Genomic DNA, 25,227 nt, shown 5'->3' with positions numbered 1-25,227 from the left:
GCCTGTCCTACATCCTCACCGCGCCGGGCGACCTGGGGATGGCCCGCGCCTACGTCGCCGGCGACCTGCGGCTGCACGGCGTCCACCCCGGTGACCCCTACGACGCCATGCGGCTGCTCATGAACCACCTGCGCTTCCGCACGCCCACGCCCGCCGAGGCGGTGCGTCTGGTCCGCGCGCTCGGCGTCCGGCACCTCAAGCCGCCGCCGCCCCCGCCGCAGGAGCACCTGCCGCGCTGGCGCCGGACGGTGGAGGGCCTGCGGCACTCGTGGACCCGCGACGCCGAGGCGATCCGCCACCACTACGACGTCTCCAACGACTTCTACGCGAAGGTGCTCGGCCCCTCGATGGCCTACACCTGTGCGGTCTTCCCGCATGCCGACGCCTCCCTCGAGGAGGCCCAGGCCGAGAAGTTCGACCTGGTCTGCCGCAAGCTCGACCTCAGGCCCGGCCAGCGGCTGCTCGACGTGGGCTGCGGCTGGGGCGGGATGGTGCGCCACGCCGCACGGGAGTACGGCGTGCGGGCGCTCGGGGTGACGCTCTCGCGCGAGCAGGCCTCGTGGGCGAAGGAGGCCACCGACCGGGAGGGGCTCGGTGACCTCGTCGAGGTGCGCCACAGCGACTACCGCGACGTGCTGGAGGGCGACTTCGACGCGGTCAGCTCCATCGGCCTGACCGAGCACGTCGGCGTCCGGCAGTACCCGGCGTACTTCTCGTTCCTGCGCGAACGGCTGCGGCCCGAGGGCCGGCTGCTCAACCACTGCATCACCCGGCCGCACAACCGCCGGCAGGAGACCGGGGCGTTCATCGACCGCTACGTCTTCCCCGACGGGGAGCTGACCGGGTCGGGCACCATCATCGCCGCCGCCCAGGACGTGGGCCTGGAGGTGATGCACGAGGAGAACCTCCGGGTGCACTACGCCCTCACCCTGCGCGAGTGGTGCCGCAACCTCGTCGAGCACTGGGACGCCTGCGTCGCCGAGGTGGGGGAGGCGACCGCCCGCGTGTGGGGGTTGTACATGGCGAGCGCGCGGCTCGGTTTCGAGCGCAACGAGGTCCAGCTGCACCAGGTGCTGGCGGTGCGCACCGCCGAGGACGGCTCCGACGGATTCCCGCTGCGACCGACGTGGTGACTAGCCTGAGCCGGTGAGCACGCGGGCCCGGCAGTACGACGCGCAGGTGCTGCGCCGCACCCCGCTCTCGGAGCACCTCGTGCGGCTGGTCCTCGGCGGGCCGGGGCTGGCGGAGTTCGCCTCCACCGGCATCCCGGACGAGTGGGTCGGCTTGGTCGTGCCGGGACAGTTCCAGAGCCGCTACTACACCGTGCGCTCGTTCGACCCGACCGGGCCGACGCCCGAGCTGGTCGTCGACGTGGTCGTCCACGACGTCGGGCTGGTCACCGAGTGGGCCCGGCGCGACTGCGTCGGGGAGACCGTGACGGTCACCGAGCCGAAGGGCTCCTTCGCCATGCCGCCCGACTCGCGGTGGCTGCTGCTGGTCGGCGACCTGACCGCGCTGCCGGCGATGGCCCGGATCCGCGAGACCGTCGACGTGCCCACCCGGGTCTGGGTCGAGGCGCCCCGCGGCGAGGACCTCACCGGCTACCTGCCCGGCGGGGCGGACGTGAGCTGGCTGGTGCAGCCCGGTGACGGGCAGAGCGACCTCGCCGCCGCCGTCCAGGCGATCGAGTGGCCCGAGGGCGACGGCTACTTCTGGATGGCGGGGGAGTCCGCCCAGATGCGCGCCATCCGCAAGCACCTGATGCGCGAGCGGCGGCTGCCCAGCACGGCGTACGACGTGATGGGCTACTGGCGCGGGGGAGCCGTGCGCCAGCCGCGCTCGGTGGACCCGGGCCCGGTCTGGCGGGCCGGCAAGGCGGCGGGGAAGACCGACGAAGAGATCTGGGCCGACTACGACAGGGCGAGCGATGCCTGACCACACTGCTGGACACACTCCTGGACAGACTCCGGAGCCGCCGGCCGCGCACCGCAGCGGCTTCGCGTCGTTCGTGGGTCGGCCGAACGCCGGGAAGTCCACGCTGACCAACGCCCTGGTGGGCCAGAAGGTCGTCATCACCAGCTCCAAGCCGCAGACCACGCGCACGGTGGTCCGCGGCATCGTGCACCGACCCGACGCCCAGCTCATCCTCGTCGACACCCCCGGACTGCACCGGCCGCGCACCCTGCTCGGGGAGCGCCTCAACGACCTCGTGAAGACGACGCTCGCCGAGGTCGACGTCGTGGCCGCGTGCTTCCCGGCGAACGAGAAGGTCGGACCGGGTGACCGGTTCATCGTCACCGAGATGGCGAAGGTGCGCCGCACCACCAAGGTCGCGATCGCCACGAAGACCGACCTGGCCACGCCCGAGCAGATCGGCCAGCACCTGCTCGACATCCAGGCCCTCGGCGCCGAGACCGGTGTCGAGTGGGCCGAGATCGTCCCGGTCTCCGCCGCGGCGGGGGACCAGGTCGGCCTCCTCGCGGACCTGCTGGTCGGCGTGCTGCCGGAGGGGCCGGCCCTCTACCCCGACGGCGACCTCACCGACGCCCCGGAGGAGATCCTGGTCGCCGAGCTGATCCGGGAGGCCGCGCTCGAGGACGTCCGCGACGAGCTGCCGCACTCGATCGCCGTCGTGGTCGAGGAGATGGGGCTGCGCGAGGGGCGCCCGGAGGGCAAGCCCCTGCTCGACATCCACGCCAACGTCTACGTCGAGCGCGACTCCCAGAAGGGCATCATGATCGGCCACCGCGGCGCCCGCCTGCGCAAGGTCGGCACCGACGCGCGCAAGCAGATCGAGGCGCTGCTCGGCACGCCGGTCTACCTCGACCTGCGGGTCAAGATCGCCAAGGACTGGCAGCGCGACCCGCGCCAGCTGCGCAAGCTCGGCTTCTGAGCCGGCTGGGCCGGCTGGGCCGGCTGGGCCGCGTCAGTCGGGGGCCCAGCACCGCCCGAACGTCATGCCCGCCTCCCACTGCTCCTCGGTGGGCCACTCGTAGCCCCACTCGAAGCTGAGGGGATCCTCTGCGACGGCGCGGCCGGCGTCCTCGCAGGGGCCCTGGCCGGCCGAGCGTGCGGCTCCCTCACCGGGGTACGCCGCCCCCGCGAGGTCGACGACCGCGACGGCGCGCCAATCGTGCGGCGCGGAGCACAGCACGCGTCGGAAGTCCGGCGAGTCGGGCCCGGCCGTGCCGCACATCGCCCACTGCTCCGCGGCGGCGGGCCGGTCGAGGACCCCCGCGAGCCGGCCCGTCAAAGGAGCGAGCCGCTCGGGAGCGGCGAGGGCCACCACGTCGCAGCGGAACCAGTCGGCGCCGCCGTCGGACTCCTCCACGGTCGGGGTGAACCACACCGCCCGCAGCATGCTCAGCGCCAGCGACTCGCGGTCCCCACCCAGGAATCCCAGGAGCCTGGCGGGGCACCGCTCGGCGACCTCGGCCTGCACGCGCTCGGAGTCGACGGCGAGCAGGTGCCCACCGACGACGGCGTCGAGCCGCCCCACGGCATAGGTCATCGACGTGTGCTCCCGCGAGCACGGCACGGGGTCGGTGCGCGTGGTGGGCGCGACCGCCTCCTCGTAGGTCATCCGGTAGCACGCGCGGTCCGCCGGCAGCGGGACCGGCGCCGCGGAGGGCGCGGAGGCGGTCGCCTCGGGCGGAGCTCCGGACGAGCCGGACGGGGAGGCGGGCAGGGAGGAGCCGGGCTCGGTCGCCGGCTGGTCGCCGGTGCAGCCGGCGAGGACGCCCGTCACCAGGCCGGCGACCAGCACGAGCGCCGGCGCCCGGCGGCCCACCCTCCGGGCGGCGCGGGGCCGCCGGCTCAATCGGGGGTCCGTGCCCAGCACACGGAGCGTCGGTTGCCGGCCTCCCACTCGGCCTCGTGGAACCACGTGTAGCCGAACTCGTAGTCGACCGGGTAGCCGAGCCAGGCGCCCACCGACTCCAGGCAGAAGTCGCGGGTCCTGACCTCCACGATCCGGTCGCCGGGGTAGGGGTCGCCCTTGTCCCCGAGCTTGATCGTGGTGACGGCCCGCCAGTCGTGCTCCTGCGAGCACGGCACCTTGGTGCCCGCGTCCACCGACGGACCGCTCGCGCACACCATCCACCGGTCCTGGGGGCGGCCCATGAGCAGTCCCTCGGCCGTCGGCGGCAGCGCGACGTACGACTCGCTCTGCTCGCCCCCGCCCACGACGTCGCAGCGGTACCACCGGGCGCCGTCTCGCCAGGCGTCCTCCGAGGGACGGAACCACGCCCAGCTGACGACGGTCCGCATGACGAGGCTGTCGTCGGCGCCGAGGAACTCGCCGAACTTCGCCGAGCAGGTCTCGTAGGCGAACCTGCCGAGCTCCTCGCTGTCGTACGGCTCGTCGTGGAGCTCCTCGGGGAGGTCGCCCACAGCGTAGGTCTGGGCGGTGTGGCGCTGGCTGCAGTCGACGGTGCGCGTCGCGTTCGCGGGCTTGGCGACGTCGTCAGGGGTCAGCACCCGGCAGGCACCCAGCTCTGGAGCCTCCACGGCGTCGACCTGGGCGGGATCGGTGTCGCCGCCCTGCCGCTCGGTCCCGCAGCCGGCCAGCACGGCCAGCGCCGCCGCCAGGACTGGGGCGAGAGCGGCCTGGCGGACCAGTCGGGAGGCGAGGAGCACGGGCCGGATGCTACCCGCGCGGCCGCCCCGGCGGGGGGCCCCCGCCCGCCTGCTGCTTTCCCCCTTCCGGGTGAGATGGTGGTCACCCGCCGGATGTCCGGTATGCCTCCCGGGGCACGAGGCACAGGGGCGGGGCACGGCCGGCCGGCGCTGTCAGGATTGCCCCGGCGACGGCCGGTGACCGACACCCACAAGTGGGCACAGGGTGGCCATGACCGAGCAGCACCGACGAAGGGAACCCATGGACGGAGGGTCGTACGACGAGTCCCGGCGCTTGTCGGCCTTCGGTCAGGCCCCGGGCCTGCTCGCGCTCTTCGGCGCGCCCGAGCTCCGCTTGACCGCGCTCAACGACGCCGGTCGTGACCTCGTCGGCGGGTCGGCGGGGGACCTCGAGTCCGCGCTGGCCGAGGTGCTGTCGACCGTCCACCGCACCGGCGAGCCGCGCACGGCCCGCTGGAGCGGCCACGGGACCACCCTGCAGCTGGCGCTCGCCCCGTGGCACGAGGACGGAGCGGTCCGCGGCGTGGTCGCGCAGGGACTCCCGGCCGAGGCTCCGCCGCCGGCGCGACCTGCGCCGACCCCCGACCAGACGCTCGTCGCGCTGCAGGACGCTCTGCTGCCCGGGGGTGTGCCCGTCCCGCGCGGCATCCGGGTGGCCGCCCGCTACCTCCTCGCCGACGAGGGCGTGGTCGCCGGCGGTGACTGGTTCGACGCGGTGGCCCTCGAGGACGGCAGGCTGGTGCTGGCGGTCGGCGACGTCGTGGGCCACGGCGTCCGTGCCTCGGTCGCCATGGGCGAGCTCCGCGCCCTCTTCGAGGAGCGCGCGCGCCTCGACGGGGACATCGAGGCAGCGCTCGAGCTGCTCGACTCGCGGGCCCGGCGGGTGCCGCCCGCCCGGGCCGCCACGGTCTGCGCGGCCGTGCTCGACCCGGAGACCGGCGAGCTCGTGTACTGCACCGCCGGCCACCCGCCGCCGCTGGTGGTCAACGCCGCCGGCGAGACGACCTTCCTCCCGGCCTCCGGTGCCGGCCCGCTCGCCTCCGGGCTGCCCTTCGAGCTGGCCGAGCACCAGCTGGAGGAGGGCGACGTGCTGGTCCTCTACTCCGACGGGATCGTCGAGCGCCCCGGGCGGACCGCCGCGCAGTGCACCATCGACCTCGCCGAGGTCGTGAGCGAGGCCGTGCGCTCGGGGCCGGACCTCGAGCGGATCGACGAGCGGGTCCCCGAGCGGATCTGCCGCGAGGCGATCGAGCGGCTCGCCGGATCCACCGGCGTCGCCGATGACGTGACGGTCCTCGCGGCGGAGCTGGTCGAGCCGATGCCGGACCTGGTCCTCGACTACCCGGCCATGCCGGACACGCCCCGGGTCGTCCGGGCGGAGCTGGCGGAGTGGCTCGACGAGCTGCAGGTCGGCCCACTGGACGAGGTGGCCCTGCAGCACGCGGTCGGCGAGGTCGTCACGAACGCCTGCGAGCACGCCTACCCCGTCGAGGCCCAGCGCGGCGACGCGCTGGTGCGCCTGGTCGCCCACCTCGACGACGAGGGCGTCATCGAGGTGACCGTCACCGACACGGGCACCTGGCGCCCGCCCGGGGAACCCGGCACCCGCGGCCGCGGGCTCGCGATGGCCCGCGGGTTCGCCGACGAGTTCGAGCTGCACCACGGCGAGGAGGGCACCACCGCGCGGCTGCGGCTGCGCCCGACCCGCTCGGTCGGCATGCTCACCGCCTCCAGCACGGCCGATCCGGGGCGGGAGCCGCTGGTGGTGCACGAACGCCCCGGCGTGCTCGAGCTGGTCGGCACCGTCGACCACCGCTGCACCGACGAGCTGCGCCGCCGGATCGCGCATGCGTCGTACGGCGGCACCGTGGACCTCGTCGTCGACATGTCCGGCGTGACCCTGCTCGCGAGCGCCGGCGTGCAGGTGCTCTACGAGGCGATGGCGCCCGGCAACGGCTTCGCGCAGGGCGTCGTCCGGCTGGTGGCGCCGCTGGGCACCCCGGCGCAGCACGTCCTCGAGATGGTGCGGCTGCCCTACGCCACCGCCTGAGGACCGCTCAGTCAGCTCAGTCAGCCCGGTCAGTCAGCCAGCAGCGCGGCGAGCGTGCCGCCGAGCTCGTACGCCGCCGCCAGCTCCTCCTCGCCGACGTCGCCGAGCACCTCCAGCACCTCGGCGGCCTGCCGCCACGGGAGGGCGCCGACGATCGAGAGCACCGAGCGGGTGGCGCCGGCGGTGTCGTAGCGGCCGTGGACCCACAGCCCGAACGGGCGCTTCGCGCCCGCGGAGGCCGCGGCCCCGCCGTCGTCGGCGAGGGCGCCCCCGGCCTGCAGGAAGATGGTGTCGAAGAAGTGCTTGAGCGCGCCCGACATGTACCCGAAGTTCGCCGGCGTCCCCAGCAGGTAGCCGTCGGCAGCCAGCACATCCTCGGCCGTGGCCTCGAGTGCGGGACGCACCACGACCTCGACACCCTCGATCGCGTCGTCGCCCGCGCCTCCCACCACGGCGTCGGCGAGCGCGCGCACGGTCGGGGTGGGGGCGTGGTGGACGACCAGGAGTCTCGCCATGCCCTCGAGCCTAGGGGAGCCGTGCGCCCGTGCCCGGTGGGTTAGGGTGGGCCCCGTCATGACGCGTCAACACCTCCTCCTTCGCTGCCGCAGCGAGGTCTGAGCCCCACCAGGAGCAGCCGGACCCCCTCGCTGCGGAGTGCTCGCGCGGCCGGCGCCAGTCGAGGCCCCACCCAGCAGACAGCCGAGGAACCCCCATGACCACACCTGCCAGCCGCCCGCAGCCCCACCGCCAGAAGGCCAGCGGCATGCCGTTCGAGCGCTACCGCGCCTTCCCGCCCATCGACCTGCCCGACCGCACGTGGCCGTCGCAGACCATCACGCAGGCGCCGCGCTGGCTCTCCACCGACCTGCGCGACGGCAACCAGGCGCTCATCGACCCGATGAGCCCGGCGCGCAAGATGAAGATGTTCGAGCTGCTCGTGAAGATGGGCTACAAGGAGATCGAGGTGGGCTTCCCGGCCGCCTCGGAGACCGACTTCTCCTTCGTCCGCCAGCTCATCGAGGGCGACCGGATCCCCGACGACGTCACCATCTCGGTGCTGACCCAGGCGCGTGAGGACCTCATCGAGCGCAGCGTGCAGTCGCTGGTCGGCGTGCCGCGCGCCAACATCCACCTCTACAACGCGCTGGCGCCGCTCTTCCGCCGGGTCGTCTTCCGGGCGAGCAAGGACGAGGTCAAGGACATCGCCGTCCGGGGCACCAACGCGGTGATGAAGAACGTCGAGAGCTACCTCGACACGACCGTCATCGGCTACGAGTACAGCCCCGAGATCTTCACCGCCACCGAGCTGCCGTTCTCGGCCGAGGTGTGCGAGGCGGTCACGGACGTCTGGCAGCCCGAGGACGGCCGGGAGATCATCCTCAACCTCCCCGCGACCGTCGAGATGTCCACCCCGAACGTCTACGCCGACCAGATCGAGTGGTTCTCCCGCCAGCTCACCCGGCGCGAGCACACCGTCATCTCGCTGCACCCGCACAACGACCGGGGCACGGCCGTCGCGGCCACCGAGCTGGCGATGATGGCCGGCGCCGACCGGGTGGAGGGCTGCCTCTTCGGCCACGGCGAGCGCACCGGTAACGTCTGCCTGGTCACCCTCGGCATGAACTTGTTCAGCCAGGGGATCGACCCGCAGATCGACTTCAGCGACATCGACGAGATCCGGCGGACGGTCGAGTACTGCACCCAGCTGCCGGTCCACCCGCGTCACCCCTACGCCGGGGACCTCGTCTACACCGCCTTCTCCGGCTCCCACCAGGACGCCATCAAGAAGGGCCTGGAGGACCTCGACCGCCAGGCCGACGAGCAGGGCGTGCCGGTCGAGCGGCTGCCCTGGGAGGCGCCGTACCTGCCGATCGACCCCAAGGACGTCGGCCGCAGCTACGAGGCGGTCATCCGGGTCAACAGCCAGTCGGGCAAGGGCGGCGTCGCCTACGTGCTCAAGAACGAGCACAAGCTGGACCTGCCTCGGCGGGCGCAGATCGAGTTCAGCCGGGTGATCCAGGAGCGCACCGACGCCGAGGGTGGCGAGATGACACCCGACGCGATCTGGAGCACCTTCCGGGCCGAGTACCTCGACCGCCAGGTGCCGCTGCGCCTGGACTCGGTGCACACCTCCTCGGCGGCGGGGGAGAAGGACCGGCTCAGCGTCAACGTCTACGTCGACGGCCAGATCCGGACGCTCGAGGGCATCGGCAACGGCCCGATCGCCGCCTTCGTCGAGGCCGTGAACAGCCTCGAGGTCGCCCGGGACCGCCACTGGGACGTCCGCGTCCTCGACTACGCCGAGCACGCCCTGTCCGCCGGCGGCGACGCGTACGCCGCGGCGTACGTCGAGTGCGCGGTGGCCGGTCAGGTGCTGTGGGGCATCGGGGTGGACCCGAACATCGTCACCGCCTCGCTCAAGGCGGTCATCAGCGCCGTCAACCGGGCGTAGCGCAGGGCGGCCGGACCCATGCGGCCGCCGTGGGCACCGGCCGCTCGCCCTGCACTACTCTCCCCGCATGCTGGTTTCCGAGCGGATCGGGCAGTTCTTCGTCGAGGGTGACACGGGCCGCGACCGGCTCGAGTACACCGAGTACGGCGCCGGTGACTCCTGGGTCGTGCTGCTGCACGGCCAGCTCATGCCCCGCCGCATGCACGCCCCGCTCGCCCGGCGGTTGGCGGCCGAGGGCCTGCACGTCGTCACCCTCGACCTCCTCGGCCACGGCCGCTCCGACCGGCCCGCCGACCCTCTGGCGTACTCGGTCACCGCCTTCGCCGAGCAGGTGGTCGCCCTGCTCGACCACCTCGGCGCCGGCCAGGCGGTCGTGGGCGGGACCTCGCTCGGCGCCAACGTCGCCCTCGAGACGGCCGTCATCGCCCCGGACCGGGTGCGTGGGCTGATCTGCGAGATGCCGGTCCTCGACAACGCGGTCGAGGCCGGCATCCTGGCCTTCGCGCCGCTGCTCTTCGCCGCGCGTTTCCTGCCGTTCACCGTCAACACCGTGCGGCGGCTGACCCGACCGGTGCCGCGGGGAGTGGTGCCGTTCTGGGCGGGGATCGCGCTCGACACGCTCGACCAGCGGGCCGACTCGCTCGCCGCCGTGGTGCACGGCCTCTTCTTCGGCCGGATCGCGCCCTCCTCGAAGGAGCGGCGGCGGATCGGCGCTCCGGCGCTGGTCGTCGGGCACCCGGCCGACCCGATCCACCCCGCGGCGGACGCGGCGATGCTCGCCGAGGAGCTGCCGCGGGTGACCTTCGTCCGCGCTCGGTCGATCCTCGAGTGGCGGACCAGGCCGGAGCGGCTGGACCGCGCGGCGGTCGCCTTCGCCCTGGGTTGCTGGCGCACCTCGGGGCGGCGGCGCCGTACGGGCTCCTGAGTCCCGCACAATGGGGGCGTGCCTCTCTACCGCGACGAGGCGATCGTGCTGCGCACCCACAAGCTGGGGGAGGCCGACCGCATCATCACCCTGCTGACCCGGCAGCACGGACGCGTCCGTGCAGTGGCCCGCGGGGTCCGGCGCACCACGTCACGGTTCGGCTCCCGGCTCGAGCCGTTCACCCACGTCGACCTGCAGCTGGCCGAGGGCCGCAACCTCGACACCATCACCCAGGCCGAGACGCTGACGCCCTTCTCCGCCGGCATCGGGGTCGACTACGACCGCTACACCGCCGGGACGGTGATGCTCGAGACGGCTGAACGGGTCTCGGTGGAGGAGAAGGAGCCGGCCGTCCAGCAGTTCCTGCTCCTCGTCGGCGGCCTGCGCGCCATGTCCACCGGCCAGCGCCGGCCCGGCCAGGTGCTCGACTCCTACCTGCTGCGCTCGCTCTCCGTGGCCGGGTACGCACCGTCGTTCGAGCACTGCGCCCGGTGCGGGCTGCTGCCGAACCCGGAGAAGGGTCCGCACCGGTGGTTCAACCCGTCGATGGGCGGGGTCCTGTGCGCGACGTGCCGGGTCCCCGGCTCGGCCTCGCCGGCGGCCGAGACCCTCGTCGTGCTCGGTGCGCTGCTCGCCGGCGACTGGCCGGTCGTGGAGTCGGCCGACCCGCGGCACCTCCGCGAGGCCAGCGGGCTGGTCACGGCGTACCTGCAGTGGCACCTCGAGCGCGGGCTCCGGTCGATGGAGTACGTCGAGCGGTGACCGGCCACCTCGCCTCGAGCCTCGCCCACCACCGCGGCCTCCACCTCTAGGCTCTCGACCCGTGAAGCGCTCCGTCCGCCAGCCGACCCCTCATCCGTCGGGGGCGCGGCCGCCGGCGATCCCGCAGGAGCTGGTGCCCCGCCACGTCGCGATCGTGATGGACGGCAACGGCCGATGGGCCAAGGAGCGCGGGCTGCCGCGCACCCGCGGGCACGAGGAGGGGGAGTCCTCACTCTTCGACGTCGTCGAGGGCGCGATCGAGATGGGCGTCAAGGCGGTGAGCGCCTACGCCTTCTCGACCGAGAACTGGTCGCGCAGCCCGGAGGAGGTCCGGTTCCTCATGGGGTTCAACCGGGACGTGATCCGCCGACGCCGCGACGAGATGCACGAGCTGGGCGTCCGGGTGCGCTGGGCCGGCCGGGCGCCGCGCCTGTGGCGGTCGGTGGTCCGCGAGCTGCAGGTGGCCGAGGAGCTGACCCGCGACAACGACGTGCTCACGCTGACGATGTGCGTCAACTACGGCGGCCGCGCCGAGGTCGCCGACACCGCCCGGCGCATCGCCAAGGAGGTGGCGGCCGGGCGGCTGCATCCCGACAAGGTCGACGAGAAGGTCTTCGCCCGCCACCTCTACGTGCCCGAGCAGCCCGACGCCGACCTGGTCTGGCGCACCTCGGGCGAGCAGCGGCTGTCCAACTTCATGCTCTGGCAGGCCGCCTACGCCGAGTTCGTCTACTCCGACGTGCTCTGGCCCGACGTGGACCGCCGCCACCTGTGGGAGGCGGTCGAGACCTACGCACGCCGCGACCGCCGGTACGGCGGAGCCGCGCCGAACCCGGTCAGCGGTTGAGCGCCGCCCTTCCCCCGGGCGCACGGCGGGCTCGGCTGTTGCTCGGTGGGGGGCGCCACACTGGGCCCGTGGCAGGCGACGGCATGACGGCGCGGGCCTGGTCGGCCCTCCGCGGGGTGCTCCTCGCCTCGACCACCGACCCCCGCGCGATCCAGGCCGGGTTCGCGCTCCTCGTCGCGGTCGACATCGGCCTGCGCCAGGTCGCCGGCACGGGGGCCGGCGTCTCGCTCCCGTCCCTCTCGGTGGTCCTCGTGCTGGCCCTGCTCGCGCTCACGATCGTGGTCCGCGGCCGGATGCCGGTGGCCGCCGTGGCCGCCGTGCTGGTGGCCGACATCGCCGCCGTCGGCCTGGGTGCGCGCCCGGCGTACGCCGCCGCGGGCATCGACCTGGAGGTCGACGCACCGGGGCCGCTGTCGATGCTGCTCGACCGGCAGCGGATCGAGCAGGTGGTCGACAACCTGCTCACCAACGCGGCGAAGTACAGCCCTCCCGGCACGACGGTACGGGTCCGGTTGGCCGTGCAGGACGGTCGGGCGCAGCTGAGCGTGCAGGACCAGGGGATCGGCATCTCCGCCGCCGACCGGGACCGGCTCTTCACCCGGTTCTTCCGGGCGAGGGAGGCCGAGGAGCGCTCGATCCAGGGGGTCGGGCTGGGCCTCAGCATCGCCCGCGAGATCGTCGAGGCCCACGGCGGGCGGATCGAGGTGGACAGCGAGCCGGGCGTCGGCAGCACCTTCCGGGTCCGGCTGCCGATCGAGGCCCCGAGCCGGCGGCGCGCGCTGACCGCTCAGCCGCAGGACGGGCAGGTCCCGAAGATCTCCAGGGTGTGGCTGACGTCGGAGAAGCCGTGCTCCGCGGCGATCGCCGTGGTCCACCGCTCCGCGGCGGGCCCCTCCACCTCCACCGTGGCGCCGCACGCCCGGCACACCAGGTGGTGGTGGTGGCTGTCGGAGCACCGGCGGTAGACGGCCTCGCCGTCCTCGGTGCGCAGCAGGTCCACCTCGCCGGCCTCCGCCAGCCGCTGGAGGGTGCGGTAGACCGTGGCCAGCCCGACCGGCTCACCACGGCGGCCGAGCAGCTCGTGGATCTCCTGGGCGGAGCGGAAGTCGTCGACCGAGGCCATCGCCTCCGCGACGGCCAGCCGCTGCCGCGTCGGCCGCAGGGGAGGGGCTGGGGTGCGCTCCGTCATCGGGCTGACCTCGATCCTGGCTCAGTGCTCGTCGTAGTGCGTGTCGTGGGGTGCGTGGCGGTGCCCGTCGTGCACGTAGTCGACGTGGTCCCCGTGCGGGACCGCCACGTGGCCGCACTCCGGGCCGTGGTCGTGCGGGTGCTCGGTGGTCTCGTGCCCGTCGAAGGCCTCGGCGGGGAAGGGCTGCCGCAGCCGCGTCCGGCGGCGCAGCCAGGCACCCACCGGCCAGGTCGCGACGAAGCACGTGAGGGCGAGCAGGACGATCGCCGGGCCCGGCGTGACGGAGAGGTCGTGGTTGACGGAGACGTACGCCGAGACCAGGAGCCCGCCCACCGCGGCCCCGGAGCCCACCAGCACCCCTCCGACCAGCGTCGCGCGGAAGGAGCGCGCCAGCTGCTGGGATGCCGCGACCGGCACGATCATCAGCGCGGAGACCAGCAGGAGACCGACGGTCCGCATCGCGATGGTGACCGTGACCGCGGCCAGCACGGCGACCAGCAGGTTGTAGCCCCGGACGTTGAGCCCGGCGACCTTGGCGAAGTCCTGGTCCTGGGACACGGTGAACAGCTGGGGCAGCAGGCCCAGGCCGAGGACCAGGATCACCGCGGCGAGCGCCATGGTGAACCACACGTCGCTCAGGGGGAGGGACGTGATCGAGCCGAAGAGGAAGGTGTTCAGCGTGGCGGCGGTCTGGCCGGCCAGGCCGGTGATCATCAGGCCGCCGGCGAGGCCGCCGTAGAAGAGCAGGGCCAGCGCCAGGTCGCCGCTCGTGTGCCCGCGCTCGCGGATCACCTCGATGGCGACCGCGCCGAGGATCGCGACCACGACCGCCGTCCAGGTCGGCGCGATGCCGGTGAGCAGGCCGAGCGCCACGCCCGTGACCGCGACGTGGCCGAGCCCGTCGCCGAGCAGGGCCAGGCGGCGCTGCACCAGGTAGGTGCCGATGACCGGCGCGGCCAGGCCGGTGACCAGCGCCGCGAGGAGCGCACGCTGCATGAAGTCGTAGCCGAGGAGGTCGATCACCAGGCCACCCCCTCGTCGTGCCGGTCCGGGTGCCGGTCCAGCGGCGCCACGATGTCGGGGTGGTGGTCGTGCCGGCCGGCGATCGGGTGGTGGTGGCCGTGGGCGTCCCCGACCGCGAGCGGCGGGCCGTCGTAGGCCACCCGACCGTCGCGGAGCACCACGGTCCGGTCGACCAGCGGCGCCAAGGGCCCCAGCTCGTGCGTGACGAGCACGATCGTGCTGCCCGAGCGAGAGAGGGTGGCGAGGGCGTCGGCGAGGGCCTCCTGGTTGGGCAGGTCGACGCCGGCGGTCGGCTCGTCGAGGAGGAGGAGGTCCGGCTCGCCGGCCAGCGCCCGGGCGATGAGCACCCGCTGCTGCTGCCCGCCGGAGAGGGTCGCGACGCTGTCGCGGGCACGATCGGCGAGGCCGACGATCTCGAGCGCCGAGGCGACGGCCGCCCGGTCGGCCCTGCTGGCCGGCCTCAGCAGACGTCGACGGGTCAGCCGGCCCGACGCCACGACCTCCGACACCGAGGCCGGGACGCCCCCGGCGGCGCTGGCGCGCTGCGGGACGAAGCCCAGGCGGTGCCACTCGCGGAACGACTCGAACGGCGTCCCGAAGAGGCTCAACGTGCCCCGCGCCAGGGGGCGGAGGCCGGTCAGGGCGCGGACCAGGGTCGACTTGCCGGACCCGTTGGGCCCCAGGACGGTGAGGAACTCACCGCTGTGGACGGTGAGGTCGACGTGGCGCAGGACGGGCCGCCCCGCGATGGCGACCGCCCCGTCGCGGAGCTCGACGACCGCCTCGCCCGCCGCTCGTGAGCCGCTCAACAGCCGTTCGCCTCCTGCAGGGTGGCGAGGTTGGCGCGCATGAGGGAAAGGTAGTCCTCGTCCGCCGTCTCGTCGGTGAGCCCCTCGACGGTGTCCAGCACCGCGGTGTCGACACCCGCGTCGTCCGCGAGGGTCTGCGCGGTCTTCGGGCTGACCAGGCTCTCGGAGAACACGGTGGTGATGCCCTCCTCCTCGATCAGCGCCTGCAGCTCGGCCAGGGCCGCGGGCGTCGGCTCGGCGTCGGGGGAGATGCCGGCGATCGACTCCAGGTGCAGGCCGTACTTCTCGAGGTACCCGAAAGCGTCGTGGTTGGTGACGACGGTGTACGTCGCGCAGTCGGCGAGGCCGGTCACGTACTCCTCGTCGAGCTGCTCGAGGTCGGCCCGCAGCGCCTCCGCGTTGGCCCGGAAGGTGTCGGCCTCCTCGGGCACGATCTCGGCGAGGCGGTCGGCCACGGCGTCGCCCAGCGTGGCCATCCGGACCGGGTCCTGCCAGAAGTGGGGGTCCATCTCGCCGTGGTCGTGGCCCTCGTGGCCCTCGTGGGCCTCCTCCTCGGCGGCCTCCCCCTCGGCTTCCTCCTCCTCGTGCGCGTGGTCGTGGTCCTCGTGGCCCTCGAAGGGAAGCAGGTCGACGACCGACGCCGCGTCGAGGACCTCCCCGGTGGCGTTCTCCTCGACGGCCTCGTCGACGGCGGGCTGGAGCGAGTCGACGTGCAGGACCAGCGCGGCGTCGGTGACCAGGGCGGTCTCGCGGACGTCCAGCGTCAGGTCGTGCGGCTCGCCGCCCGGGGCGGTGAGGTTCTCGACGTCGAGCACGTCGCCGGCGACCCGCTCCGCGACGTACTCGAGCGGGTAGAGCGCCGCGGCGACGGTGCGCGCGTCGCCGGACGCCGTGCCGGCGTCGTCCTCGGTCAGGGCGCCGCAGGCGGAGAGGACCAGCACGCTGGTGGCGAGGGCTGGGACGAGGAGCCGGGATCGTGACATGAGAACGATTCTCAGACCGCTTGAGAACCGTTGTCAAATCGCCGGGATGGGGGCGGCCCGCCCTAGGCTCGGCCCGTGCTGGTGGTGAACAGGTTCCGGGTGCCCGAGGACGACGAGCGGTTCCGCGGGGACCTCCAGCGAGCCCACGAGACCCTGGCCGCGCGGCCCGGGTACCTGACGGGCCGGATCGGCCGCAACGTCGACGACCCGACCCTGTGGGTGCTCACCACGTCGTGGGAGCACGTCGGTGCCTACCGCCGGGCGCTGTCCTCCTACGAGGTGAAGCTCGAGGCCGTGCCGGTGCTCAGCCGGGCGCTCGACGAGCCGAGTGCCTACGAGGTGGTGGACCCGGGGACCGTCCTCAACGCCGGCGTCCCGCGCTCGCTAGGCTGACCGCTCGCCCGACCGCCGTACGTCCCCGAAAGGCTCACCGTGGCCAAGCCGCCCGCAACGACCGTCGACCACGTCGTCTCCCTCGCCAAGCGCCGGGGCTTCGTCTACCCGTGCGGCGAGATCTACGGCGGCACGCGCTCGGCGTGGGACTACGGCCCGCTCGGCGTGGAGCTGAAGGAGAACATCAAGCGCCAGTGGTGGAAGTCGATGGTCACCATGCGCGAGGACGTCGTCGGCCTCGACTCCAGCATCATCCTGCCGCGCCAGGTTTGGGAGGCGAGCGGCCACGTCGACACCTTCACCGACCCGCTGACCGAGTGCCAGTCCTGCCACAAGCGCTTCCGTGCCGACCACCTCCAGGAGGCGTACGCGGAGAAGAAGGGCCTCGAGGACCCCGACTCCGTCGACCTCGCAGAGGTCGCGTGCAGCAACTGCGGCACCCGCGGCGCCTGGACCGAGCCGCGCCAGTTCTCCGGCCTGCTGAAGACCTACCTCGGCGTCATCGAGGACGAGTCCGGCCTGCACTACCTGCGTCCGGAGACCGCCCAGGGCATCTTCGTGAACTTCGCCAACGTGGTCACCTCGAGCCGGCAGAAGCCGCCCTTCGGCATCGCGCAGATCGGCAAGAGCTTCCGCAACGAGATCACGCCGGGCAACTTCATCTTCCGCACCCGCGAGTTCGAGCAGATGGAGATGGAATTCTTCGTCAAGCCGGGCGAGGACGAGGAGTGGCACCAGTACTGGATCGACCAGCGCACGCAGTGGTACACCGACCTCGGGATCGCCCCTGACAACCTGCGCCACTACGAGCACGCGCAGGAGAAGCTCAGCCACTACTCCAAGCGCACCGTCGACATCGAGTACCGCTTCGGCTTCTCCGGCTCGGAGTGGGGCGAGCTCGAGGGCATCGCCAACCGCACCGACTTCGACCTGTCCACCCATGCCAAGCACTCCGGCCAGGACCTGTCGTACTTCGACCAGGCCAACAACGAGCGCTACACGCCGTACGTCATCGAGCCGGCGGCGGGCCTCTCGCGCAGCCTGATGACCTTCCTCGTCGACGCCTACACCGAGGACGAGGCCCCCAACACCAAGGGCGGCGTCGACAAGCGGACGGTGCTGCGCCTGGACCCGCGACTGGCGCCGGTCAAGGTCGCGGTGCTGCCCCTGAGCCGCAACGCCGACCTCTCGCCCAAGGCCAAGGACCTCGCGACCGAGCTGCGCAGCGCCGGCTGGAACGTCGACTTCGACGACTCGGGCGCGATCGGGCGCCGCTACCGCCGCCAGGACGAGATCGGTACGCCGTACTGCGTCACCGTGGACTTCGACACCCTCGAGGACCAGGCGGTCACCGTGCGCTCGCGCGACACCATGGCGCAGGACCGGGTCTCCCTGGACCAGGTCACCGGATGGTTCGCGCAGCGATTCGTCGGGTGCTGATCAGGTCCGCCGTGGAGAATCGAGGCATGCGCCCGACCCGATCCGCCCGCACGCTCCTCGCCGGCCTGGTGGGCTCCGCCCTCGTCCTCGCGGGCTGTTCGGACGACGCGGGCCAGCCCGACGCCGACGGTCCCGGCTCGCCGTCGACGGCCATCGGCTCGGCCTCGGCGAGCCCGTCGCCGTACCTGCCGGTGCCCGAGGGGGTCGAGCTGACCCCCCAGGGCAGCGAGCTGGAGGTGGGCGAGGAGGCCGTGGTCGCCTACGAGCCGCGCAAGGGCCAGGTCGGCGTCCTCGGCATCCGGGTCGACCGGCTCGAGGAGACCACGTTCAAGGAGTCCTTCAGCGGCTGGCAGCTCGACGCGAGGACCCGCAAGGCGAACCCGTACTTCGTCCGCGCGACGGTCACCAACGAGGGCGAGACCCAGCTCGGCGGGCGGCGGCTGGAGCCGCTGTACATCGTCGACGGCACCGACACCCTCATCGAGGCGTCCTCGTTCGCCAGCCGGTTCGAGCCCTGCCCGAGCACCCCGCTGCCGAAGAAGTTCGGCCCCGGCAAGGAGACCGAGGTGTGCCTGGTCTACCTGGCCCCGGACAAGGGGGACCTGACGGCGGTCAGCTTCCGCCCGACCCAGGAGTTCGACCCCATCACCTGGACCGGTGAGCTGAAGCCGGTCCAGAAGTCCGGTGGCAAGGCCGGGAAGAAGAAGCAGGGCCAGCAGCAGGACGGCTGAGCGGCGGGCTCGAGGGCCCACGGCCTGATTTGGGCCACCGGGCACAGCGTCGGAGAATCGGACGCATGTCCCTGCCGTCCTCGCTGACCCTCGGGTCCCTGCGCGTCGACACCCCCGTGGTGCTCGCGCCGATGGCGGGGATCACCAACGCGGCGTACCGACGCCTCTGCGCCGAGCAGGGCGCCGGGCTCTACGTCTGCGAGATGATCACCAGCCGCGGCCTGGTCGAGGGCGACCAGCACACCCGCGACATGCTGGTCTTCGACGAGCTCGAGACGACCCGTTCGGTGCAGCTCTACGGCACCGACCCCGTCTACGTCGGGAAGGCCGCCGAGATCCTCTGCGCCGAGCACGGCGTCGCGCACATCGACCTGAACTTCGGCTGCCCCGTCCCGAAGGTCACCCGCAAGGGCGGCGGGGGAGTCCTCCCCTGGAAGCGGGGCCTGCTCGCGGAGATCCTCGAGCACGCCGTCGCAGCGGCCACGCCGTACGGCGTCCCGGTGACCATGAAGACCCGGAAGGGCATCGACGAGGACCACCTCACCTACCTCGACGCCGGCCGGATCGCCCAGGAGACCGGCTGCGCGGCCATCGCCCTGCACGGACGCACCGTCGCGCAGGCGTACTCCGGGGCGGCGGACTGGGACGCCATCGGTGAGCTGGCCGCGGCGGTGGACATCCCCGTGCTCGGCAACGGTGACATCTGGGAGGCGGCCGACGCCGTCCGCATGGTCGAGCAGACGGGAGCCGCCGGCGTCGTGGTCGGCCGCGGCTGCCTCGGGCGGCCCTGGCTCTTCCGTGACCTCGCCGCCGCGTTCGCCGGGGGCGGCTCTTCGGTGGTCGAGCCTGTCGAGACCCCGACCCTGGGCGAGGTCGCCACCATGATGCGCCGCCACGCCGAGCTGCTGTGCCAGCACATGGGCGAGGAGCGCGGCTGCAAGGAGTTCCGCAAGCACGTCTCGTGGTACCTCAAGGGCTTCTCCGCGGGCGGCCAGATGCGCCGCTCGCTGGGGCTCGTCGACAGCCTCGCCTCCCTCGACGCCCTGCTCGCGGAGCTGGACGGCGACGAGCCGTTCCCTGCCTCGGAGCTGGGCGCGCCGCGCGGCCGGCAGGGCTCGCCGCGGGCCCGCATCGTGATGCCCGAAGGGTGGCTCGACGACACCGACGGCGCCGGCTGCGCGATCGCCGAGGACGCCGACGGCGGCAGCGGCGGCTGAGCCTCCGCCGAACCACCGCCGGGCGGGGTGAGCAGGCCCACCCCGCATTTAACCGTTGATTCTTCACGGATTCACGTGCCGGTGTGTTTCAGTTGATCCCGCGCCGGTCGAGCCACGAGCCCCCGACCGGCCGTCCCATGCACGCAACAGCAAAGGATCAGCGCTGTGGCTGACCACCGCCACAAGCGGGACACCAATGCCCGCCGCAAGCCCCGCGCCGTCGTCGTCGCCGGTCCGATCGCCGTCCTCGCGACGGCTGCCGCCGTGACCTTCGGCGTCGCCGCGACCCCCTCGGCCGGCCCCGACGTCGTCGCCAGCGCCGGTGCGGCCGAGACCTCGGCCACCCCTGAGTCCTCGTTCTCCGTGGAGCGTCCGCAGCGGGTCTCCCGCGCCGCCTCCCGGCTCGAGCCGGTGCCCACCAAGGCCGAGCGCATGCTCGCTCCCGCGGCGGTCCGCCGCGCCGTGCGGAACGCCGACACCCGGTTGTGGGCGACCACCGCGCTCGACCTCTGGTCCGCGCCGGGGGAGAAGGCGAAGCGGCTCGGCCTGCTCGACGAGGGCAAGCGGGTGCTGGTCACCGGCCGCTCGCTCTTCGACCGCGAGGAGGTCGTCGTCGGCGGGAAGGCCCGGTGGGTCACCGAGGGCTACCTCGTCGCGGAGAAGCCCGTGGTCGAGGAGGAGCAGGAGACGGCGGCGGCCCGGACGGCGGCGCCCCAGGTCGGTGGCACCTGCACCAACGGCACGTCGGTCTCGCCCGGGGTCAGCCCCAACATCGTCAAGGTGCACAACGCGGTCTGCTCCGCCTTCCCGCAGATCACCTCCTACGGCGACTTCCGCGGCGACGGCGAGCACGCCCAGGGCATCGCGCTGGACGTGATGGTCAGCGGCGAGCTCGGCTGGCAGATCGCCGAGTTCCTGCGCGCCAACTACGCCGAGCTCGGCATCTCCTACCTCATCTACGCCCAGAAGATCTGGTCGGTCGAGCGGGCCGGCGAGGGCTGGCGCTCCATGGAGGATCGCGGGTCGGTCACCGCGAACCACTACGACCACGTCCACGTCACGACGTACTGACCGGTCCTCGACGGGTCCTGACGGCGACGTCGTCGGCCGCGCACCCTAGGCTCGCGGCCGATGGAGACGACCGAGGAGCTGTACGACGGCGCCGCGTCCGAGCGGTGGGTCCCGGAGCCGCCCAAACGGGTCGACGCACCTGAGCGGACCCCGTTCGAGCGTGACCGGGCGCGGGTGGTCCACGCGGCCGCGTCGCGCCGACTCGCTGCCAAGACCCAGGTGGTCGGGCCGCAGACCGACGACTTCGTCCGCAACCGGCTCACCCACAGCCTCGAGGTCGCCCAGGTCGCGCGGGACCTCTCCCGCGCGCTGGGCAGCCAGCCGGACATCGCGGAGACCGCCGCGCTCGCCCACGACCTGGGGCACCCGCCGTTCGGCCACAACGGCGAGCGGGTGCTCGCCGAGCTCAGCGAGGACTGCGGAGGGTTCGAGGGCAACGCGCAGACGCTGCGCCTGCTCACCCGCCTGGAGGCCAAGACGTTCGACGACGAGGGCGCCTCGGCCGGCCTCAACCTCACCCGCGCGACTCTCGACGCGTGCACGAAGTACCCCTGGACCCGTGCGCGGGCCGAGTCGCCGCAGGGCGTGCACGCCGACGGCTCACCGCGCCTGGTGAGCAAGTTCGGGGTCTACGACGACGACCGGCCCGTCTTCGACTGGATGCGGCGTGGGGCGGTCGGCGACCGCCAGTGCCTCGAGGCGCAGGTGATGGACCTCGCCGACGACGTCGCCTACTCGGTGCACGACGTGGAGGACGGCATCGTCGCGGGGCGGATCGACCTCACCGCGCTCGACACGGCCGCGGTCTGGCAGACGGTCCGCGACTGGTACGTCCCCGACGCGGCCGACGACCGGCTGGACGAGGTCCTCGCCGGCCTGCGCACGCAGGGGTCCTGGCCGGCGTCGCCGTACGACGGGTCGCGCCGCGGGCTCGCCGCGCTGAAGAACCTCACCAGCGATCTCATCGGCCGGTTCTGCGGGGCGGTGCAGCATGCGACGTACGCCGCGGGGGAGGGGCCGTTCGTCCGCTACCGCTCGGACCTGGTGGTGCCGCCGACGACGCTGCTGGAGATCGCGGTGCTCAAGGGGATCGCCGCGCGCTACGTGATGCAGGCCGAGGACCGGGTGACCGCGATGGAGCGGCAGCGCGAGCTCCTCGCGGAGCTGGTGGGCGCACTCCTCGAGCGCGGCCCCGACGCGCTGCAGCGGCCCTTCGCCGACGACTGGCGGGCCGCGGCGGACGACGCCGGTCGTCTTCGGGTGGTGGTCGACCAGGTGGCGTCGCTGACCGACGCGAGCGCCGTCACGTGGCACCGGAGGTGGTGTGGTGCCTGAGGAATTTCCTGGGGAGCGGCTCGTGTGGCTGCCGTTCGAGCCGGCGGAGCTGGGCGACCCTCCGGCCACGCTGCGCTACGAGGTCGTCGACCCGACGGTGGACGTCCCGTCCTCCGTCGACGACGTGCGCTTCTACGTCGCGCCCTACCAGATGGGACCCGCGGTGGGCGACGTCCTGGCACGGATGCCGCGGCTGGAGGTGGTGCAGCTGCTGTCGGCCGGCGTCGACCACGTCCGGTCCCGGGTTCCCGAGGGGGTCACCCTGTGCAACGGCCGGGGCATCCACGACGCGTCCACGGCGGAGCTGACCCTCGCCCTGGTACTGGCCTCCCTGCGCGGCATCCCCGACTTCGTGCGCGCGCAGGACCGTCGTGCGTGGGAGCCCCGGTGGCGGCCGGCCCTGGCCGATCGCACGGTCCTGATCGTCGGCTACGGCGCGGTGGGCGAGGCGATCGAGGCGCGCCTGCGGCCCTTCGAGGTCGAGGTCGTGCGGGTGGCGCGGTCCCCGAAGGAAGGGGTCCACGGCATCGAGGAGCTCCCGGCGCTGCTGCCGGGCGCCGACGTCGTCGTGCTGGTGGTGCCGCTGACCGACGAGACGCGGGGCCTGGTCGACGCGGCCTTCCTCGACCGGATGAAGGAGGGCGCCCTCCTGGTCAACGTGGCCCGTGGCGCCGTCGTCGTCACCCGGGACCTCGTGGCGGCGCTCCACGCCGGACGGGTGCGGGCCGCCATCGACGTGGCCGACACCGAGCCGCTCCCGGCCGACAGCCCCCTGTGGGACGCGCCGGGCCTGCTGGTCTCGCCGCACGTGGGCGGCGCGAGCAGCGCCATGTGGCCGCGCGCCCACCGGCTGGTGTGCGACCAGCTGCACCGGTACGCCGCGGGCCAGCCCCTCCACAACGTGATGACCGGGGCGTACTGAGTCGTGCCGACGACCTAGGCTGGGCGCGTGGCAGGCCTGATCCGCGAGGAGAGCATCGCCGAGGTGCGTGAGAAGGCGCGCATCGACGACGTGGTGGCCGAGCACGTCACCCTCCGCAACGCCGGCGGCGGCTCGATGAAGGGCTTGTGCCCGTTCCACGACGAGAAGTCACCGTCCTTCCACGTGACGCCCTCGCGCGGGTTCTTCCACTGCTTCGGCTGCCAGGCCGGCGGTGACGTCATCAAGTTCGTCATGGACATCGACGCGCTCTCCTTCGCCGAGGCCGTGGAGCGGCTCGCCGACAAGTACGGCGTGCAGCTGCGGCGCGAGGAGGGCGACGTCCGCGACGACCGGCCCCGTGGTCCGCAGCGCAGCCGGCTGGTCGAGGCGCACCGGGTGGCCCAGCAGTTCTACGCCGAGCAGCTCGCGACGCCCGACGCGCTGGTCGCGCGGCAGTTCCTGGCCGAGCGCGGCTTCGACCAGACGGCTGCCGAGACCTTCGGCATCGGGTTCGCCCCGCGCGACGGCGACGCCCTCTTCAAGCACCTGCGGCAGAAGGCCTTCTCGCAGGAGGAGCTGGTCGCCGGGGGACTGGTGGCGGTCGGCCGCTCGGCGTACGACCGGTTCCGCGGCCGGCTGCTGTGGCCGATCCGTGACGCCAGCGGCGACACCATCGGCTTCGGCGCACGCCGGATCTTCGACGACGACCGGATCGACGCGAAGTACCTCAACACCTCCGAGACGCCGATCTACAAGAAGAGCCAGGTGCTCTACGGCATCGACCTGGCCCGCAAGGACATGGCGCGGTCCTCGCAGGCCGTGGTGGTGGAGGGCTACACCGACGTCATGGCCTGCCACCTGGCCGGGGTGACCACCGCGGTCGCCACGTGCGGCACCTCGTTCGGTGACGAGCACGCCCGGGTGCTCCGCCGGTTCATGCACGACCACGAGGAGTTCCGCGGCGAGGTGATCTTCACCTTCGACGGCGACGCCGCCGGGCAGAAGGCCGCGCTGCGCGCCTTCGGCGGCGACCAGAACTTCGTCTCCCAGACCTACGTCGCGGTCGAGCCGGACGGCCTGGACCCGTGCGACCTGCGGATCCAGCACGGTGACGGTGCGGTGCGGGAGCTGGTGGCGCGGCGGGTCCCGCTGTACCGGTTCGTGCTCTCGAACATCGTCGGCAAGTACGACCTCGACCGGGCCGACAGCCGGGTGGACGCGCTCCGCGAGGCGGCCCGGCTGGTCTCCAGCGTGCGCGACAAGAGCAAGGTCGACGCCTTCGCCCGCGAGCTCGCCGGGATGGTGGGCGTCGACGTGGAGCAGGCCCGCGGCGAGGTACGCCGCGCGGCGGGGCGTGGTCCCGCGCGTCAGGAGCGGCGCGGGGGTCAGCCCGAGCCGGCGCCGGCCGCGCCGCGGAGCACGGTCCCCGACCTGCGCGACCCGCGCTTCGCCCTCGAGCGCGAGACGCTGAAGCTGGTGATCCAGTACCCGATGGCCATCGGCCGGGCCACCTCCGACATCGGCGTCGAGGACTTCACGCACCCGGTCTACCGGGGCGTGTGGGAGCTGGTCGCCGCCGCCGGGGGCCCGGTGGCGGGCTCCGGCGACGCGACCTGGGCCGGACGGCTCCGAGACGCGGCCACGGACCCGGCCGTCTCGTCGGCGATCAGCGCCCTGGGGGTCGAGCCGCTGCTGACCGCGCGAGAGCCGGACGCGGCGTACGTCTCGGTGCACGTCTTCCGACTCCTGGAGCTGACGGCGATGCGCAGGATCGCGGAGCTGAAGTCCCGGCTGCAGCGGACGAACCCGGTGGAGAACGCCGAGGAGTACAACCGGATGTTCGGCGAGCTGGCGGCGCTGGAGCAGCACCGGCGGACCCTGCGCGAACGGACCGTGGGGAGCGCGACGTGAGGTTGCCGTTCGTCGGCCGGGAGCGGCCGGACGTCGCCGTGCGCCGCGGTGAGCGCCTGCTCGCCTGGACCGACACCTCCCAGGGCCCGGTCGGCGGCACGCGGGAGGCGCTCTACCTGCCCGGGTGCCGGATCCCCTGGGAGCTCGTCGAGGCCGCCACCTGGGACGTCGACACGGGTGAGCTGGTCGTGCGCGAGGTCGGCACGTGGGGCGAGGTCCGACCGGTGCACCGGTTCTCCGTGGCCGAGCCCGGCCGACTGCTGCAGCTGGTGCGCGAGCGGGTGACGGCCAGCATCGTGCTGCAGCGGCACGTTCCGGTCGACGGCCGCCGAGGCGTCCGGGTGGTCGCCCGCAGGGCGCCGACCGGCGACCGTGCGCTGAGCTGGGTCTACGAGTTCGACGAGGGCGTGGACCCCGACGACCCGGCGGTCCGGGCCGCCGCCGACCAGGCGCTCGTCGCCGCCCGCGCCGAGGTCGAGACGGGCTGAGCGGGCGCGGACCCCGATTTCGGCCGGTCGCGGCTGCTTGC

General features: G+C 73.3%; 24 protein-coding genes and 1 pseudogene. 18 read left to right on the top strand and 7 right to left on the bottom strand.

Translation table 11 applies throughout. From position 1 onward, the window contains the following. From ACSMHG_RS16685 to era, 3 genes are all read left to right on the top strand, one after another. On the top strand, positions 1-1,133 hold a 1,133-nt coding region (locus ACSMHG_RS16685), incomplete at its 5' end, for a class I SAM-dependent methyltransferase (protein WP_435747159.1). A 13-nt stretch (positions 1,134-1,146) separates the two neighbouring features. After that, positions 1,147-1,935 carry a siderophore-interacting protein gene (locus ACSMHG_RS16680; protein ID WP_435747157.1) on the top strand — a complete coding sequence of 263 codons (789 nt, stop codon included), beginning with the start codon at positions 1,147-1,149 and terminating at the stop codon, positions 1,933-1,935. Then, entirely contained in the window at positions 1,928-2,893 is a 966-nt protein-coding gene (gene era / locus ACSMHG_RS16675) for a GTPase Era (protein WP_435747155.1), read from the top strand. The genes ACSMHG_RS16680 and era overlap by 8 nt, the downstream gene beginning before the upstream one ends. Positions 2,894-2,926: 33 nt before the next feature. On the opposite strand, the gene ACSMHG_RS16670 is transcribed toward era, so the two are convergent. After that, positions 2,927-3,820 carry a septum formation family protein gene (locus ACSMHG_RS16670; RefSeq protein ID WP_435747153.1) on the bottom strand — a complete coding sequence of 298 codons (894 nt, stop codon included), beginning with the start codon at positions 3,818-3,820 and terminating at the stop codon, positions 2,927-2,929. Then, a complete protein-coding gene (locus ACSMHG_RS16665; protein WP_435747151.1) occupies positions 3,817-4,638 on the bottom strand; it encodes a septum formation family protein in 822 nt (273 codons plus the stop codon). The genes ACSMHG_RS16670 and ACSMHG_RS16665 overlap by 4 nt, the downstream gene beginning before the upstream one ends. Positions 4,639-4,879: 241 nt before the next feature. Here ACSMHG_RS16665 and ACSMHG_RS16660 point away from each other — a divergent pair, with 241 nt between their 5' ends. Beyond that, a complete protein-coding gene (locus ACSMHG_RS16660) occupies positions 4,880-6,688 on the top strand; it encodes a SpoIIE family protein phosphatase (RefSeq protein ID WP_435747149.1) in 1,809 nt (602 codons plus the stop codon). Between the two features lie 29 nt (positions 6,689-6,717). Here ACSMHG_RS16660 and ACSMHG_RS16655 read toward each other — a convergent pair whose 3' ends face one another. Next, on the bottom strand, positions 6,718-7,203 hold the full coding sequence (locus ACSMHG_RS16655) for a flavodoxin family protein (RefSeq protein ID WP_435747147.1): 486 nt from the start codon (positions 7,201-7,203) through the stop codon (positions 6,718-6,720). Positions 7,204-7,400: 197 nt separating this feature from the next. On the opposite strand from ACSMHG_RS16655, the gene leuA reads away from it, so the two are divergent. The 5 genes and pseudogenes from leuA to ACSMHG_RS16630 all read left to right on the top strand — a co-directional run. After that, entirely contained in the window at positions 7,401-9,140 is a 1,740-nt protein-coding gene (gene leuA, locus ACSMHG_RS16650; protein WP_435747145.1) for a 2-isopropylmalate synthase, read from the top strand. Positions 9,141-9,207: 67 nt separating this feature from the next. After that, a complete protein-coding gene (locus tag ACSMHG_RS16645) occupies positions 9,208-10,065 on the top strand; it encodes an alpha/beta fold hydrolase (RefSeq protein ID WP_435747143.1) in 858 nt (285 codons plus the stop codon). 18 nt (positions 10,066-10,083) lie between these two features. Next, positions 10,084-10,827 carry a DNA repair protein RecO gene (gene recO / locus ACSMHG_RS16640; protein ID WP_435747140.1) on the top strand — a complete coding sequence of 248 codons (744 nt, stop codon included), beginning with the start codon at positions 10,084-10,086 and terminating at the stop codon, positions 10,825-10,827. Between the two features lie 61 nt (positions 10,828-10,888). Then, positions 10,889-11,674 carry an isoprenyl transferase gene (locus ACSMHG_RS16635; protein WP_435747138.1) on the top strand — a complete coding sequence of 262 codons (786 nt, stop codon included), beginning with the start codon at positions 10,889-10,891 and terminating at the stop codon, positions 11,672-11,674. An 83-nt stretch (positions 11,675-11,757) separates the two neighbouring features. Further along, positions 11,758-12,420 (top strand): annotated as a pseudogene (locus ACSMHG_RS16630) (sensor histidine kinase); the annotation flags it as partial. 41 nt (positions 12,421-12,461) lie between these two features. Here ACSMHG_RS16630 and ACSMHG_RS16625 read toward each other — a convergent pair. Genes ACSMHG_RS16625 through ACSMHG_RS16610 form a run of 4 tightly spaced genes read right to left on the bottom strand, consistent with a single transcriptional unit; the run spans position 12,462 to position 15,678 of the window. Beyond that, positions 12,462-12,863: a Fur family transcriptional regulator gene (locus ACSMHG_RS16625; RefSeq protein ID WP_435747136.1), complete on the bottom strand. Its 402-nt coding sequence runs from the start codon at positions 12,861-12,863 to the stop codon at positions 12,462-12,464. 21 nt (positions 12,864-12,884) lie between these two features. Then, entirely contained in the window at positions 12,885-13,886 is a 1,002-nt protein-coding gene (locus ACSMHG_RS16620) for a metal ABC transporter permease (RefSeq protein WP_435747134.1), read from the bottom strand. Next, positions 13,883-14,695, bottom strand: a complete 813-nt coding sequence (locus ACSMHG_RS16615) for a metal ABC transporter ATP-binding protein (protein WP_435747132.1) — start codon at positions 14,693-14,695, stop codon at positions 13,883-13,885. Before ACSMHG_RS16615 ends, ACSMHG_RS16620 begins: the two co-directional genes overlap by 4 nt. Then, positions 14,692-15,678 (bottom strand): metal ABC transporter substrate-binding protein, encoded by a 987-nt coding sequence (locus ACSMHG_RS16610; RefSeq protein WP_435747130.1) that lies wholly within the window; start codon positions 15,676-15,678, stop codon positions 14,692-14,694. Before ACSMHG_RS16610 ends, ACSMHG_RS16615 begins: the two co-directional genes overlap by 4 nt. A gap of 75 nt (positions 15,679-15,753) precedes the next feature. Here ACSMHG_RS16610 and ACSMHG_RS16605 point away from each other — a divergent pair, with 75 nt between their 5' ends. The 9 genes from ACSMHG_RS16605 (at position 15,754) to ACSMHG_RS16565 (ending at position 25,186) form a co-directional block, all read left to right on the top strand. Further along, positions 15,754-16,071 carry an antibiotic biosynthesis monooxygenase family protein gene (locus ACSMHG_RS16605; protein WP_435747128.1) on the top strand — a complete coding sequence of 106 codons (318 nt, stop codon included), beginning with the start codon at positions 15,754-15,756 and terminating at the stop codon, positions 16,069-16,071. Between the two features lie 39 nt (positions 16,072-16,110). Further along, the gene (locus tag ACSMHG_RS16600; RefSeq protein ID WP_435747126.1) at positions 16,111-17,511 is read left to right on the top strand and encodes a glycine--tRNA ligase; all 1,401 of its coding nucleotides are present in this window, start codon (positions 16,111-16,113) and stop codon (positions 17,509-17,511) included. 26 nt (positions 17,512-17,537) lie between these two features. Then, entirely contained in the window at positions 17,538-18,242 is a 705-nt protein-coding gene (locus ACSMHG_RS16595; RefSeq protein ID WP_435747124.1) for a hypothetical protein, read from the top strand. Positions 18,243-18,307: 65 nt separating this feature from the next. Then, a complete protein-coding gene (dusB, locus tag ACSMHG_RS16590; protein ID WP_435747122.1) occupies positions 18,308-19,459 on the top strand; it encodes a tRNA dihydrouridine synthase DusB in 1,152 nt (383 codons plus the stop codon). Between the two features lie 165 nt (positions 19,460-19,624). Next, positions 19,625-20,530, top strand: coding sequence for a VldE C-terminal domain-containing protein (locus ACSMHG_RS16585; RefSeq protein WP_435747120.1), 906 nt, complete (start codon positions 19,625-19,627; stop codon positions 20,528-20,530). Between the two features lie 60 nt (positions 20,531-20,590). Next, positions 20,591-21,865 (top strand): deoxyguanosinetriphosphate triphosphohydrolase, encoded by a 1,275-nt coding sequence (locus ACSMHG_RS16580; protein ID WP_435747118.1) that lies wholly within the window; start codon positions 20,591-20,593, stop codon positions 21,863-21,865. After that, positions 21,858-22,787, top strand: a complete 930-nt coding sequence (locus tag ACSMHG_RS16575; protein ID WP_435747116.1) for a 2-hydroxyacid dehydrogenase — start codon at positions 21,858-21,860, stop codon at positions 22,785-22,787. The genes ACSMHG_RS16580 and ACSMHG_RS16575 overlap by 8 nt, the downstream gene beginning before the upstream one ends. A gap of 27 nt (positions 22,788-22,814) precedes the next feature. Continuing rightward, positions 22,815-24,698 (top strand): DNA primase, encoded by a 1,884-nt coding sequence (dnaG, locus tag ACSMHG_RS16570; protein WP_435747114.1) that lies wholly within the window; start codon positions 22,815-22,817, stop codon positions 24,696-24,698. Then, positions 24,695-25,186 carry a hypothetical protein gene (locus ACSMHG_RS16565; protein ID WP_435747112.1) on the top strand — a complete coding sequence of 164 codons (492 nt, stop codon included), beginning with the start codon at positions 24,695-24,697 and terminating at the stop codon, positions 25,184-25,186. The genes dnaG and ACSMHG_RS16565 overlap by 4 nt, the downstream gene beginning before the upstream one ends. Positions 25,187-25,227: the final 41 nt, after the last annotated feature.

The sequence above is a fragment of the Nocardioides ureilyticus genome, assembly GCF_051280745.1.
Classification (GTDB): Bacteria; Actinomycetota; Actinomycetes; order Propionibacteriales; family Nocardioidaceae; genus Nocardioides.
The sequence above is the reverse complement of the archived record's forward strand: the minus strand, read 5'-3'. Positions and strand labels throughout refer to the sequence as shown.

Coding starts and splice junctions, on each gene's coding strand:
- era (WP_435747155.1), top strand. CDS start 1,928: ATGCCTGACCACACTGCTGGACACACTCCTGGACAGACTCCGGAGCCG.
- ACSMHG_RS16660 (WP_435747149.1), top strand. CDS start 4,880: ATGGACGGAGGGTCGTACGACGAGTCCCGGCGCTTGTCGGCCTTCGGT.
- ACSMHG_RS16655 (WP_435747147.1), bottom strand. CDS start 7,203: ATGGCGAGACTCCTGGTCGTCCACCACGCCCCCACCCCGACCGTGCGC.
- leuA (WP_435747145.1), top strand. CDS start 7,401: ATGACCACACCTGCCAGCCGCCCGCAGCCCCACCGCCAGAAGGCCAGC.
- ACSMHG_RS16645 (WP_435747143.1), top strand. CDS start 9,208: ATGCTGGTTTCCGAGCGGATCGGGCAGTTCTTCGTCGAGGGTGACACG.
- ACSMHG_RS16625 (WP_435747136.1), bottom strand. CDS start 12,863: ATGACGGAGCGCACCCCAGCCCCTCCCCTGCGGCCGACGCGGCAGCGG.
- ACSMHG_RS16610 (WP_435747130.1), bottom strand. CDS start 15,678: ATGTCACGATCCCGGCTCCTCGTCCCAGCCCTCGCCACCAGCGTGCTG.
- ACSMHG_RS16595 (WP_435747124.1), top strand. CDS start 17,538: ATGCGCCCGACCCGATCCGCCCGCACGCTCCTCGCCGGCCTGGTGGGC.
- dusB (WP_435747122.1), top strand. CDS start 18,308: ATGTCCCTGCCGTCCTCGCTGACCCTCGGGTCCCTGCGCGTCGACACC.
- ACSMHG_RS16580 (WP_435747118.1), top strand. CDS start 20,591: ATGGAGACGACCGAGGAGCTGTACGACGGCGCCGCGTCCGAGCGGTGG.